The organism is Variovorax fucosicus, from assembly GCF_030316825.1.
Lineage (GTDB): Bacteria > Pseudomonadota > Gammaproteobacteria > Burkholderiales > Burkholderiaceae_C > Variovorax > Variovorax fucosicus.
Window position 1 is genome coordinate 50,615 of sequence record NZ_JASZYU010000004.1, and the last position, 12,943, is coordinate 63,557.

At 69.1% G+C, this 12,943-nt stretch carries 15 protein-coding genes; 9 read left to right on the top strand and 6 right to left on the bottom strand.

All coding sequences use genetic code 11. The features are described from left to right. Positions 1–17 precede the first annotated feature (17 nt). Genes QTI05_RS22270 through QTI05_RS22300 form a run of 7 tightly spaced genes read left to right on the top strand, consistent with a single transcriptional unit; the run spans position 18 to position 6,994 of the window. Entirely contained in the window at positions 18–1,073 is a 1,056-nt protein-coding gene (locus QTI05_RS22270) for a branched-chain amino acid ABC transporter permease (protein WP_286619688.1), read from the top strand. Further along, entirely contained in the window at positions 1,070–2,869 is a 1,800-nt protein-coding gene (locus QTI05_RS22275) for a branched-chain amino acid ABC transporter ATP-binding protein/permease (RefSeq protein WP_286619689.1), read from the top strand. Before QTI05_RS22270 ends, QTI05_RS22275 begins: the two co-directional genes overlap by 4 nt. Further along, positions 2,866–3,597: an ABC transporter ATP-binding protein gene (locus QTI05_RS22280; protein ID WP_286619690.1), complete on the top strand. Its 732-nt coding sequence runs from the start codon at positions 2,866–2,868 to the stop codon at positions 3,595–3,597. Before QTI05_RS22275 ends, QTI05_RS22280 begins: the two co-directional genes overlap by 4 nt. Further along, positions 3,587–5,230 (top strand): ATP-dependent acyl-CoA ligase, encoded by a 1,644-nt coding sequence (locus tag QTI05_RS22285; RefSeq protein WP_286619691.1) that lies wholly within the window; start codon positions 3,587–3,589, stop codon positions 5,228–5,230. Before QTI05_RS22280 ends, QTI05_RS22285 begins: the two co-directional genes overlap by 11 nt. Beyond that, positions 5,230–6,009, top strand: coding sequence for an SDR family NAD(P)-dependent oxidoreductase (locus tag QTI05_RS22290; protein ID WP_286619692.1), 780 nt, complete (start codon positions 5,230–5,232; stop codon positions 6,007–6,009). The genes QTI05_RS22285 and QTI05_RS22290 overlap by 1 nt, the downstream gene beginning before the upstream one ends. Next, on the top strand, positions 6,006–6,536 hold the full coding sequence (locus QTI05_RS22295; RefSeq protein ID WP_286619693.1) for a MarR family winged helix-turn-helix transcriptional regulator: 531 nt from the start codon (positions 6,006–6,008) through the stop codon (positions 6,534–6,536). Before QTI05_RS22290 ends, QTI05_RS22295 begins: the two co-directional genes overlap by 4 nt. Beyond that, positions 6,536–6,994, top strand: a complete 459-nt coding sequence (locus QTI05_RS22300) for an acyl-CoA thioesterase (RefSeq protein WP_286619694.1) — start codon at positions 6,536–6,538, stop codon at positions 6,992–6,994. Before QTI05_RS22295 ends, QTI05_RS22300 begins: the two co-directional genes overlap by 1 nt. Before the next feature lie 3 nt (positions 6,995–6,997). Here the strand turns inward: QTI05_RS22300 and QTI05_RS22305 are convergent, their stop codons facing one another. The 5 genes from QTI05_RS22305 to QTI05_RS22325 form a co-directional block, all read right to left on the bottom strand. Next, on the bottom strand, positions 6,998–7,519 hold the full coding sequence (locus QTI05_RS22305; protein WP_286619695.1) for a murein hydrolase activator EnvC family protein: 522 nt from the start codon (positions 7,517–7,519) through the stop codon (positions 6,998–7,000). Positions 7,520–7,648: 129 nt separating this feature from the next. Then, positions 7,649–9,391 carry an ABC transporter ATP-binding protein gene (locus QTI05_RS22310; protein WP_286619696.1) on the bottom strand — a complete coding sequence of 581 codons (1,743 nt, stop codon included), beginning with the start codon at positions 9,389–9,391 and terminating at the stop codon, positions 7,649–7,651. A 16-nt stretch (positions 9,392–9,407) separates the two neighbouring features. Further along, positions 9,408–9,881: a CreA family protein gene (locus QTI05_RS22315; protein WP_286619697.1), complete on the bottom strand. Its 474-nt coding sequence runs from the start codon at positions 9,879–9,881 to the stop codon at positions 9,408–9,410. A gap of 8 nt (positions 9,882–9,889) precedes the next feature. After that, positions 9,890–10,444 (bottom strand): NUDIX hydrolase, encoded by a 555-nt coding sequence (locus tag QTI05_RS22320; RefSeq protein WP_286619698.1) that lies wholly within the window; start codon positions 10,442–10,444, stop codon positions 9,890–9,892. 2 nt (positions 10,445–10,446) lie between these two features. Beyond that, complete coding sequence (locus tag QTI05_RS22325) at positions 10,447–11,148, bottom strand: fumarylacetoacetate hydrolase family protein (RefSeq protein WP_286619699.1); 702 nt, start codon at positions 11,146–11,148, stop codon at positions 10,447–10,449. A 115-nt stretch (positions 11,149–11,263) separates the two neighbouring features. Between QTI05_RS22325 and maiA the strand changes: the two genes are divergently transcribed. After that, a complete protein-coding gene (gene maiA / locus QTI05_RS22330; protein ID WP_286621087.1) occupies positions 11,264–11,902 on the top strand; it encodes a maleylacetoacetate isomerase in 639 nt (212 codons plus the stop codon). Next, the gene (pgeF, locus tag QTI05_RS22335; protein ID WP_286619700.1) at positions 11,889–12,632 is read left to right on the top strand and encodes a peptidoglycan editing factor PgeF; all 744 of its coding nucleotides are present in this window, start codon (positions 11,889–11,891) and stop codon (positions 12,630–12,632) included. The genes maiA and pgeF overlap by 14 nt, the downstream gene beginning before the upstream one ends. Here the strand turns inward: pgeF and QTI05_RS22340 are convergent. Further along, positions 12,564–12,866 carry a hypothetical protein gene (locus QTI05_RS22340; RefSeq protein ID WP_286619701.1) on the bottom strand — a complete coding sequence of 101 codons (303 nt, stop codon included), beginning with the start codon at positions 12,864–12,866 and terminating at the stop codon, positions 12,564–12,566. The genes pgeF and QTI05_RS22340 overlap by 69 nt on opposite strands. Positions 12,867–12,943: the final 77 nt, after the last annotated feature.

The following is a 12,943-nucleotide window of genomic DNA, read 5'->3' on the forward strand; positions in this document are numbered from 1 at the left end:
GGCTGGAGGAACGCCCGATGACGTGGGACGTCGCACTCATCCTTTTCACCGACGGGCTGGCCAACGGTGCGGTGTACCTGCTGGCCGGGCTCGGCCTGGTGCTGATCTTCTCCGTCACGCGCGTGGTGTTCGTGCCGTTCGGCGACATTGCGGCGTTTGCCGCGCTCACGCTTGCCGCGTTCGAAACCGGCCGCGTGCCGCCCACCATCGGCCTCGTGGCGGTGCTGGCAGTGCTGGCGATGCTGACCGAAATCGGCAGCCTGCTGCGCAGGGGCGACGCGCGGCACATCCCCCGAGCCGTGCTGACCTGGGGCGTGCTGCCGGCCATTCCCTGCGCACTGGCCTGGCTGGTGGCGCGCCCGGGCATGCCGGTGGCGGTGCAGATCGCCATGGCGGTGCTGCTGGTGGTGCCGATTGCGCCGCTGCTTGCGCGCGTGGTTTTCCAGCCGATCGCCGATGCGTCGGTGCTGGTGCTGCTGATCGTTTCGCTCGCGCTGCACTTCCTGCTCTCGGGGCTGGGCCTGCTGTTCTTCGGGCCGGAGGGCTCGCGCACCACCGCGCTCACCAACAGTGCATTCGCGCTGGGTGACGGATTCACGGTGAGCGGGCAGGTGGTGCTCATGGTGAGTGCGGCCATCGTCCTGAGCGGACTCTTCTTCCTGGTGTTCGAGCGCACCGTGGCCGGCAAGGCGCTGCGCGCCACGGCGGTCAACCGCGTGGGCGCCCGCCTGGTGGGCATCCGCCCGGTGCGCACGGCGCTGCTGGCCTACGGCTGCGCATCCTTGCTGGCAGGGCTGATCGGCGTGCTGATTGCACCCGTGACCACCATGTACTACGACTCCGGCTTCATCATCGGCCTGAAGGCCTTCGTGGCCGCGATCATCGGCGGGCTCGTGAGCTACCCGTTGACGGCCGTCGGCGCGCTCGCCGTGGGCGTGGTGGAGAGCTTTGCCTCTTTCTGGAGCGGTGCGTTGAAGGACGTGATCGTCTTCAGCCTGCTGATCCCGGTGCTGATGCTGAGATCGTTCCTGGTCAAGCACGTCGAAGAGGAAGAAGAAGAGGTGGACCAATGAACCCCGCCCAAAAGCGCGGCCGCAACCGCATGCTGCTGACCGGCGCCGTCGTCCTCGTGCTGGCCCTGGTGCCGGCGCTGGCCGGCAACTTCACCGTCTCGCTGCTCAACGACATCGGCATCGGCGCCCTGGTGGCACTGGGTCTGGTGCTGCTCACGGGCGTGGGCGGGGCCACGTCCTTCGGGCAGGCGGCCTTCGTCGGCATCGCGGCCTATGCCACTGCCTGGCTCACCACGACGCAGGGCTACTCGCCCTGGATCGGGCTCTTGTTCTCGCTGCTGCTGACCGGCCTCTCGGCGCTGGCCATCGGCATGCTGACGCTGCGCCTGGGCGGGCACTTCCTGCCGCTCAGCACCATCGCCTGGGGCCTGTCGATCGCCATGCTGTTCGGCAACGTCGAGGCGCTCGGACGGCACACCGGGCTTTCCAACATTCCGCCGTTGCACATCGCAGGCTGGTCGCTGGCCGATCCGCGCGCCATGTACTACCTGATCTGGGCCCTGGTGGGACTGGCGTGCCTGTTCAGCCACAACCTGCTCCAGTCGCGGCCGGGGCGCGCCATCCGGGGCCTGCGCGGCGGCGCCACGCTGCTCTCCAGCGTGGGTGCCGACGCCTACCGCGTGCGGCTCACGCTGTTCGTGACGGCGGCGCTGCTGGCGGGTCTGGCGGGGTGGCTCTACGCGCACATGAACCGCTTCGTCAGCCCCTCGCCGTTCGACGTGCGTGCCAGCATCGAATACCTGCTGATGGCGGTGGCCGGTGGGCTGGGCCAGCTGTCGGGCGCGCTGGTGGGGGCGGCGCTGGTGCTGGTGCTCAAGAACGGCCTGCAGGACGTGCTGCCGATGCTGACCCAGCGCGCCGGCCAGCTCGAGGCGGTGGCCTTCGCGACGCTGTTCATCCTGCTGTTGCACTTCGCGCGCGGCGGTCTCATGGGACTGCTGCGGGGCTGGTCGCGCCGGTGGTCGGGTACACGCCAGCCAGCGCGCTACGACGCGGCAACGGTCGAGCCGCTCGCGCACCGCAAGCTGCCCGAACGCGGCGCGCAGGTGCTGACGGTCAACGGTGCGGTCAAGCGCTTCGGCGGCCTGGTGGCGGTCAATGACGTGAGCTTCGACGTGAAGGCGGGCGAGATCGTCGGGCTGATCGGCCCCAACGGCGCGGGCAAGTCGACCATGTTCAATCTGCTGACCTGCACGCTGCCGATGACGGCCGGGCAGGTGCGCTTTCTGGAGCACGACATCGCCGGCCTGCCGCAGCGGCAGGTGGCGCGCCTGGGGCTGGCGCGCACCTTCCAGCACGTCAAGCTCAGGCCGCACATGAGCCTGCTGGACAACGTGGCGCTGGGCGCGCATTCGCGCACGAGCGCCGGCGTGCTGAAGGCCGGGCTACGGCTCGACCGCGTCGAGGAGCGCCAGATCCTGCAGGAAGCGCAGCGCCAGCTCGACCGCATCGGCCTCGGCGACCGCGCTTACGAGCTCGCCGGCAGCCTGCCGCTCGGCACGCAGCGCATTCTGGAAATCGCACGCGCGCTGGCCGCCGACCCGGTGCTGCTGGTGCTCGACGAGCCCGCCGCCGGCCTGCGCCGCAAGGAAAAGATGGCGCTGGGCGACCTGCTGCGCAAGCTGCGCGACGAGGGGGTGACCATTCTCATCGTCGAACACGACATGGACTTCGTCATGAAACTGGTGGACCGTCTGGTGGTCATGAACTTCGGCTCCAAGCTGGTCGAGGGCGTGCCGGCCGCCGTGCGCGCCGACCAGCGCGTGCAGTCCGCCTACCTGGGGAGCGTCGTATGACCGCCATGCTGGAGATCGGCGATCTGCATGTGTCGTACGGGCAGGTCGAGGCCGTGCGCGGCGTCTCGCTGAGCCTGGAGCCCGGGCAGATCATCTCGGTGATCGGGCCCAACGGCGCCGGCAAGACGACGCTGCTGGCCGCCGCGATGGGGCTGTTGCCCTGCAAGGGCACCCTGCGCTTCGAAGGCGAAGACCTGCAGGGCCTGGATGTCGAGTCGCGCGTGGAGCGCGGGCTGTGCCTGGTGCCCGAGAAGCGCGAGCTGTTCGGCGAACTCAGCGTGCTCGACAACCTGCAGCTCGGTGCCTATGCGCGGCGGCTGCGCGGCGATGCCATGAAGCGGCAGCTGCAGTCGGTGTACGACCGCTTTCCGCGGCTTGCCGAGCGCCGCGCGCAGCGTGCCGACACGCTGTCGGGCGGCGAACGCCAGATGCTCGCGGTGGGGCGCGCGCTGATGTCGGCGCCGCGGCTGCTGATGCTCGATGAGCCGAGCCTGGGGCTCGCGCCGCTGATCGTTCGCGACATTCTCACCATCGTGCGCAAGCTGCGCGACGACGGCGTCTCGATCCTGCTGGTCGAGCAGAACGCGCGTGCCGCGCTCGAAACCTCCGACCACGGCTATGTGCTCGAAACCGGCGAGATCGCGCTGTCGGGCGCTTCCGATGCGCTGGCCGATGACCCGCGTGTGCAGGCGACCTACCTCGGCGGGGGTACGCAGGATGAAGACTGAGGCCGGCGTCGTCGCCGATCCGTTGCCGCCCGCGCAGCGCACGCTGCCCGAGATGCTGCGGCGCCAGGCCGATCTGTTCGGCGACCGGCCGTTGCTGCGGCTTGCGGGCGGGCAGTGGTCGCACCGCTCGGCCACGCACGCGGCCGCCACGCGCGCGGGCGCACTCGCCCGATCCGGTGTGCGGCGCGGCGACCGCGTGGCCGTGATGACCAGCAACCGCATCGAGTTTCTGGAAGTCTTTCTGGGCTGCGGCTGGCTCGGCGCCGTGGTCGTGCCGGTCAACACGGCGTCCATGGGGCCGCAGATCGGGTATTTCGTGTTCGACAGCCAGGCCGAACTGCTGGTGATCGAGGCGCAGTTTCTGGAGCGCCTGCAGACGGCCGACCTGGGCCGCACGAAGCTGCGCGAAATCTGGGTGGTCGGCGCGGTGGATGGTGCGGGGGATGGTGACGTTGGCGCCGTCCCGCTGCGCGCCGTGCCTTATCCCGCCGGCGCCGATGCGGTCGCGGCGGCCGGGGTTCAGCCCGGCGACCCGCTCGCGATCCTCTACACCTCGGGCACCACCGGCCCCGCCAAGGGCGTGGTCTGCCCACATGCGCAGTACTACGCGTGGGGCGTGAACAGTGCCGACGTGCTCGGCGTGCGTGCCGACGACGTGCTGTGCACAACCTTGCCGCTGTTCCACATCAATGCACTCAACACCCTCGCGCAGGCCTCGATCACGGGCTGCGAAGTGGTGTTCGAAACGCGTTTCTCGGCCTCGGGCTTCTGGCCCGCCATGCAGGCCTGCGGCGCAACCGTGGTCTACCTGCTCGGCGCCATGGTGCCGATCCTGCTGGCGCAACCCGAAGGGCCGGCCGAGCGTGCGCACCGCGTGCGCATCGGCCTGGGGCCGGGAGTGCCCGCGGCGGCGGGCGCCGCATTCCGGGCGCGCACCGGCGTGTTGCTGCTCGAAGGCTACGGCTCGACCGAGACGAACTTCGTCATCGCCACCGCGCCCGATTCGCCGCGCACGGGTGTCATGGGCTGGCTGCGCCCGGGCTTCGAGGCCCGCGTGGCCGACGAGGACGACGTGCCCGTTGGACCGGGCGAGGCCGGCGAATTGCTGCTGCGCGCCGATGCGCCCCATGCCTTCGCGGCCGGCTACTTCAACATGCCCGCCAAGACGGTCGAGGCTTGGCGCAACCTGTGGTTCCACACCGGCGACCGCGTGGTGCGCGACGACGACGGGGCTTTCCGTTTCGTCGACCGCATCAAGGACGCGATCCGGCGCCGCGGCGAGAACATCTCGTCCTTCGAGGTCGAGCAGGTGCTGCTGAGCCATCCTGGCGTGGCGGAATGCGCGGTCTATCCGGTGCGCTCGGAGCTGGCCGAAGACGAGGTGATGGCGGCGCTGGTGGCACGCGCGGACCAGGCGGTCGATCCGGCCGAACTCGCGCGCTTCTGCGAATCCCGCCTGCCGTACTTCGCCATTCCGCGCTACATCGACGTGCTGGCCGACCTGCCGCGCACCGAGAATGGCAAGGTACAGAAATTCAGATTGCGCGAACGCGGTGTGACCACGGCCACATGGGATCGCGGCGCCGCGCCGGGAAACTCGATGAAGAAACACAGAAGCGGGGAGCGCGGTTGATGGCCGCCACCCACACGATGGCGGGCCGCCATGCGTTCGTGACTGGCGCCGCGCGCGGTATCGGCGCGGAAATCGCCAGGACGCTGGCCGCCGAGGGCGCACGCATCACCCTGGTCGGGCGCGACGGCGCCGCGCTGGCTCTGGTGCGCAATGCATTGCCGGGCAGCCAGCACGGCATTGCGGTGGCCGACGTGAGCGATCCTGCAGCGGTCGCCGCCGCGTTCGCCGCGGCGCGGGCCGCCTCGGGCCCGGTGACGGTGCTGGTCAACAACGCCGGCCAGGCCGAGAGCGCGCCGTTCCTCAAGACCTCGTTCGAACTGTGGCAGCGCATGCTGGCCGTGAACCTGACCGGCAGCTTTCTCTGCTCGCAGGCCGCGCTGCCCGACATGCTGGACGCGGGCTGGGGCCGGGTGGTCAACATCGCGAGCACCGCCGGGCAAAAGGGCTATGCCTACGTGGCCGCCTATACGGCGGCCAAGCACGGCGTGATCGGGCTGACGCGGTCGCTGGCACTGGAGGTGGCGCGCAAGGGCATCACCGTGAACGCGGTCTGTCCGGGCTACACCGACACCGACATCCTGCGCGCCAGCGTGGCCAACGTGGTCGGCAAGACCGGCCGCAGCGAGGCCGACGCGATGGCCGGGTTCGCCGGTGTCAACCCGCAACAGCGCATCGTGCAGCCGGCCGAGGTGGCCGACGCCGTGCGGTGGCTCTGCGGCGAGGCTGCGGCCTCCGTCAACGGCCAATCGATCTCGGTGTCGGGCGGCGAGGTCACATGACGCGCAACGACGCCTCGCACGCCGCGCTCAGCGATGCCGAAGAACTGGGCCATGAAGCGCGCGCCGGCCGCGGAGACCACGCGATGCTCAGGCTGTGGCTGCGCATGCTGGCCAGCACCACGCAGATCGAGGGCGAGATCCGGCGGCGCCTGCGCGCGCGCTTCGGCATTTCGCTGGCGCGATTCGACTACATGGCGCAGCTCTACCGCCACCGCGACGGACTCAAGATGCGCGTGCTCTCGCGCTACCTCATGGTGACGGGCGGCAACGTGACCGGCCTCACCGACGAACTGGAGCGCGAAGGTGTCGTCCTGCGCACTGCCAGCCCCGAAGACCGCCGCGCCTGGATCGTGAGCCTGACGCCCAAGGGCGTCAGCGCCTTCGAGGCCATGGCGAGCGAACACGAGCAATGGATTCTCGAGATGTTCTCGGGGCTCGACATGAAAACCGTGCGGCTGATGCACAGCCAGCTGGGCGCACTGCGCGTCCACGTGATGCGCGGCGAGCCGGCGGGCGAGGAGAGCTGATGACCATCGAACCCGCTATTCCCGCGGCATCGGGCGAGTTTCGCCGCCCCCGGCTGATCCGCTTTTCCGACTGCGATCCGGCCGGCATCGTTTTCTATCCGCAGTATTTCGTGATGCTCAACGGGCTGGTCGAGGACTGGGTCAGCGAGGGCCTCGGCATCAGCTACCACGCACTGGTGGGCGACCGGCGCATCGGCCTGCCGACCGTTCGGCTGGAGGCCGACTTTCGCGCCGTGAGCCGCATGGGCGACCTGGTGACGTTGTCGCTCTCGGTGGATCGCCTGGGAACGCGTTCGTTGACGCTGTTGCTGCGCTGCTTCGACGCTGCCGGGCAGACGCGCATGGAGGTGCGGCAGGTGCTTGTCACCACCTCGCTGGAGAGCCACCGCGCCGTGGATGTTCCGACAGATTTGCGCGAGGCCATCCTGCGCACTGCCGAAGCGGCGCCCCAGTCCTGAGTCTTACCTGGCTCGCCCGTCCAGATAGGGCTCGGGGTTCACCGCCACGCCCTGCTTGCGGATCTCGAAGTGCAGCTTGACGCGATCGGCGCCGCTCTTGCCCATCTCGGCGATCTTCTGCCCCTGGCGCACTACGTCTTTTTCCTTCACGAGGATCACGTTGTTGTGCGCGTAGGCGGTCAGATAGGTCTCGTTGTGCTTGACGATGACCATGTTGCCGTAGCCGCGCAGTTCGCCGCCCACGTACACGACGCGGCCGTCGGCCGAAGCCATCACCGGATCGCCCAGGTCGCCGGCGATGTCGATGCCCTTGTTGCGATTGCCGTCGAAGCGCGACAGCGTGGCGCCGGGGGCAGGGCGGATGAATTCCGCGCGCGGACGCGCAGGCGTTGCCGTACTGCCCGTGCCCGGACCGGCCGGGCCGGACGGTGTGCCACAGGCCGCGAGCAGGCTGGCCGCGACGAGCAGCACCGGCAGGGCGAAGCGGGTGGAGAAGAAGGAGGTGGATGTCTTTGTCTTGTGCATGGCGTTCCTTTGGAACGAATGGGCCGCGAGATGTTCCCGGCGGAAACCGATTCGATCCTGGCTCCGTGTCTGGCTTGCTATTGAAATAGTAGCTGCTCAGGCCCATCGCATGGGCGCTGCAGCAGTTTTTTACCTCTGAACCGTATGTTGCAACTGCGGGTTTCGTTGTAGCAGTTCCGCGCGGGGGCCCGTGTCGACGATGCGGCCGGCCTCCATCAGCACCACGGTGTCGAAACGGTCCAGCACGCTGAGGCGATGGATCGACGCGATCATGCATGCCTGCGGAAACGCGGCACCGATGCGTTCCAGCACGCGCGCCTCGGTCGCGGCGTCGAGCGCGCTGGTCGGCTCGTCGAGCAGCAGCAGCGAGCTGCCCTCTGCCGCGAGCACGCCGCGCGCCAGGCACAGGCGCTGGCGTTGCCCGCCCGACAGGTTGAAGCCGCGTTCGGTCAGCGGGCTGTCGAGCGTGCCTTTCATGGTGGCCAGCACCTCGTCGAACGCGCTCGCGTGCAGCGCGGCCTGCAGCGGCGCATCGTCGCAGGGCTGGCCGAACGTGAGGTTCTCGCGCACGCTGGCTTCGAACACCTCGGTCTCCTGCGGGATCAGCGTGGCCAGGCTGCGCAGCGCGGCCCAGTCCTGCGGATGCCCATCGAAGCGCAGGCTGCCGTGCTGCGGGATGTAGAGCCCGGCCAACACGCGCAGCAGCGTGCTCTTGCCGCCGCCGCTCGGGCCGACCAGCGCGATGCGCTGGCCGCGGCGCAGGCTCAGCGCCAGCTCGTGCAGCCCGCCGCCGCGCGCGGCATCCGCATAGCCCCAGGCCAGCCCGTCGATGGCGATGCGTTGCCAGCCGGCGTCGCGCGCGATCGGCGTGTCGCTGCGCCCATCGGCCGGGTCGCCCGGCGCTTCCCAGAGCGGCGCGGCACTCTGGTAGTCGGTGAACATCCGCGCGAAGCCCTGGAAGTTGGCCGCCATCGAGCCGACCACGGCCGCGGCCTGCTGCGCGTACTGGTAGATCATGAACACGGTGCCGAGCTGCACGGCCTGGCCGGGCGCGCGCTGGCCCCACACGTACACCAGCACCAGCGTCCAGGTGAGCCCCAGGCCGAGCAGGTCGACCGAGGCCCACTTGCCTTCGTTCAGCAGCGCCGTGCGTTTGAGCGGGGCCGACACCGCCTCCATGCGCCGGCGCAGCAGCACGCGCGAGGCTGCCTGCAGGCGCAGGCCGATCACGGTCGACGCATTGCCGACGAAGTCGAGCAGGGCGGCCACGTAGCGCCGGTCGGCGTCGTTCTCGGTGCGCGCCAGCTTCATGAGCGCTCGGTCGAAGCGCAGGATCACCAGGCCGATGAGCACGTAGCCCACCAGCGCGAGCAAGCCGCTGGCGCGCGACAGCAGCATCAGGGCCACCACCGGGCCGACGAAGCTCACCGCGCTGGCCAGGTAGACGAACTGGTTCTGCGCAAAGTCCGACAGCGCCCGGCTGGCCTGGTGCACGCGGTGCTGCAGTTCGCCCGAGTGGTGCGCGTCGTGCCAGGGCAGGGGCGCGGCGGCAATGCGGGCGTAGAGCGTATCGGCCAGCGTCTCGCGCACCCGCACGCCCACATTGCGCTCCAGCACGCGGCCGGGCCCGTGCACGGCCCACGACAACAGGTACACGCCGACCAGCAGCGCAATCCAGCGCGACGCGGTGCCCAGCGCACCGTGCTGCAGCGCGTTGATGGCCTGGCCCGCGAGCCAGGGCATGGCGAGGCGGATGACTTGCGAGGCCGTGAGCAGCGACAAGGCGCCGACCAACTGCACCCGCGCGCCCAGCGCGAAGCGCCACAGCGCCGAGTACAGAACGCGAAAGGGCTGGCCGGGCGCCAGGAGCATCGTTGTGCGGCCCGGCTTACTTGACCGGAATCACCGTGCCGCGATCGACCGCCACGGCGGTGATCGCGTTCTTGGGCGAACCGTCGATCAGCAGGTCGGAGTAGGTCAGGTACACCAGCGTGTTGCGCTTGGCGTCGACCATGCGCACCACGCGCAGGCGCTTGAACAAAATCGACAGGCGCTCGCTATAGACCTCTTCGCGCTTGGGCAGCGGCTCCTTGATGCTGATCGGGCCGACCTGGCGGCAGGCGATCGAGGCCTCGGCCTTGTCTTCGGCGAAGCCGAGCGCGCCGGACACGCCGCCGGTCTTGGCGCGCGACACGTAGCAGGTCACGCCGTTGACCTTGGGGTCGTCGTAGGCGTCGACCACGATCTTGTGGTCGGGGCCGATCAGCTTGAAGGCGGTGTCGACATCGCCCACCGTTTCGGCGCGTGCCACCACGGCCAGCATGCAGGCGGCCGTGGCAAGGAGCAGGGCGGTTTTTTTCATGAGGTTTTTCAAACGATGTCGAGGGTGTGCACGCGGCCGAAGGTGCCGCCGTTGCGCCGGTCTTCGAAGAAGCGCAGCAGCGCTTCGCGCACCGTGCGAAAGGCGATCTCGTCCCACGGAATCTCGGCCTCGGTGAAGAGCCTGGCCTCGATGGTTTCGTGCCCGGGGTCGAACCTGTCGCTGAGCAGCTTCGCGCGGTAGAACATATGCACCTGGCCGACGCGCACCACGCTCATCACCGCGAACAGGTCCTGCATTTCGTACTCGGCGCCGGCTTCCTCGTCGGTCTCGCGGGCCGCGCCCTGCGCCGTGGTTTCGCCGAGCTCCATGAAGCCGGCCGGCAGCGTCCACTTGCCCCAGCGCGGCTCGATGTTGCGCTTGCACAGCAGCACCCGCTCGCCCAGCACCGGGATGGTGCCGACCACGTTGAGCGGGTTCTCGTAGTGGATGGTGTGACACACCGGGCACACTGCGCGCGGCTTGGTGTCGCCGTCGTCGGGCACGCGGTAAACCACGGCGCTGCCGCAGTTCTTGCAGTGCTTGATCAGCGGGCGCTCGAACACGCTCAGGCGATCTTGACGGTCAGCGTGGGCAGGCCGGCGACGGCGCCGACCAGGGTGTCGCCAGCCACCACGGCCGCCACGCCTTCGGGCGTGCCCGAGAAAATCAGGTCGCCGGGTGCCAGTTCCCATGCGGCCGAGAGCTGCTCGATGGTCTCGGCAATGTTCCAGATCAGCTTGCTCACGTTGCTGCGCTGGCGGTCGGTGCCGTTCACCTGCAGCGAGATCTCGGCCTTTTCGACGTCGCCGGCATCGGCCACCGGCACGATCGGGCCGATCGGGGCGCTTTGCTCGAAGGCCTTGCCGATGTCCCAGGGGCGGCCCTGCTTCTTCATGTCGTTCTGCAAGTCGCGCCGCGTCATGTCGAGGCCGACGGCATAGCCGTAGATGTGCTTCATCGCATCGGCGGCCGCAATGTTCTTGCCGCCGGTGCCGATCGCCACCACGAGCTCGATTTCATGGTGCAGGTTCTTGGTGAGCGTGGGGTAGGCCATGGTGCCGGTCTGGCCGGCGTCCACCACCACGAGCGCATCGGCCGGCTTCATGAAGAAGAATGGCGGCTCGCGGCCGGTGAAGCCCATTTCCTTGGCGTGATCTTCGTAGTTGCGGCCCACGCAGTAGATGCGGTGAACCGGAAAGCGCGTGCCCTTGCCGACCACCGGGATCGACACAACGGGGGGCGCGGAAAAAACATACTCGGAAGCCATGGGAATTCGTCCTTCAGGGGATGGTGTTTTCGGATGCAAGCGGCAGTGTGCCAGAGGGCAGCGCGCGCTGCCGGGGCTGTCTTGTGCCGGCCCCGGGCGCTATGCTCGTCCCATGATGAAGCTCTACAACTACTTCCGCTCTTCGGCCTCGTTCCGGGTGCGCATCGCGCTCAATCTCAAGGGCCTGGCGTTCGACTACATTCCGGTGCACATCGCACGCGGCGAGCATCTCGCGGGGTCGTTTGCGGCGATTTCGGCCGACATGCTGGTGCCGCTGCTGGAGGAAGAGGGCGAGCGTTTCTCGCAGTCGATGGCCATCATCGAATACCTCGACGAAACCAACCCCGAGCCGCCGCTGCTGCCGCGCGATCCGGTTGGCCGCGCCAAGGTGCGGGCCCTGTCGGAATCGATCGCCTGCGAGATCCATCCGGTCAACAACCTGCGGGTGCTCAAGTACCTGGTGCGCGAGCTCAAGCTCGACGACGCGGCCAAGAACGCCTGGTATCGCCACTGGGTGCGCGAGGGCATGCAGGCCTTCGAGCGGCAACTGAACCAGCTGCCGGCGGGCATCTATTGCTACGGCAACACGCCGACCATGGCCGACTGCTGCCTGGTGCCGCAGATCTTCAATGCGCAGCGCTTCGACTGCGACCTGAGCGATCTGCCGCGCACCATGGGCGCGTTCGAGGCCTGCATGCAACTCGATGCCTTCCGCCGCGCGCAACCCTCCAGTTGTCCCGATGCCGAAGCCTGAACCGATGGTGCCGGACTGGCCGGCGCCGGCCGGCGTCCAGGCCGCCTGCAGCACGCGCACCGGGGGCGTTTCGCAGGGCCGCTACGAGAGCCTGAACCTCGGCGACCATGTCGGCGACGAGCCCGCGGCGGTGGCCGCGAACCGGCGCCGATGGCAGGCCGCGCTGGGCGTGCGCCCGGTGTTCCTGCAGCAGGTGCATGGCGTCGCAGTGCGCCGGCTCGACGCCACGAGCGCGGATGGCGAGACCGCCGATGCGTGCTTCAGCACGGAGTCCGGCATCGCTTGCACGATCATGGTGGCCGACTGCCTGCCGGTACTGTTCACCGACGTCGAAGGGCGCCAGGTGGCGGCGGCGCATGCCGGCTGGCGAGGGCTGGCGGCCGGGGTGCTCGAGCAGACACTGGCATCGTTCGGGTCGGTCGAAGTTATGGCCTGGCTGGGCCCGTGCATCGGCCCGAAGGCATTCGAGGTCGGTGCCGAAGTCAAGGCAGCGTTCGAGGCGCAGAACCCGTCGAGCGCCGCCTGCTTCCGGCCGGGCGGCAAAGGCGACAAATGGCTGGCCGATTTGCCCGCGCTCGCGCGCCAGCGGCTGGCCGCCCGGGGCGTGGCCGAGATCTACGGCAACGATGGCAGCGATGCGTGGTGCACTGTCGGCAACCCGTCACGGTTCTTTTCGCACCGGCGCGACGGTGTCAGTGGGAGGCTCGCCGCCTGCATCTGGAAGGCCTGATTTTTCGGCCGCGGCGCGCCGCGCAGCCTCCTGCGCCGCCAGCTCGCGCTCTTTCACGGCGCGCCGCCGCCCTGGCGCGCCGAGCAGGTACACCACCAGCGCCACCGGTGCCAGCCCGTACAGCAGAAAGGTGATGATGGCGCCCAGCACGGTGCCGTTGCTGGCGGTAGCTTCGGCGACGGCCATCATCACGACGACGTAGAGCCAGCCGATGACGATCAGGTGCACGAACATGTGAGGGGCTGTGAATGGAGGAGAACCCGCGGGCGAGTGCGGGTAGGATGACCGGCGCGCTGGAACTTGCGCTGTCG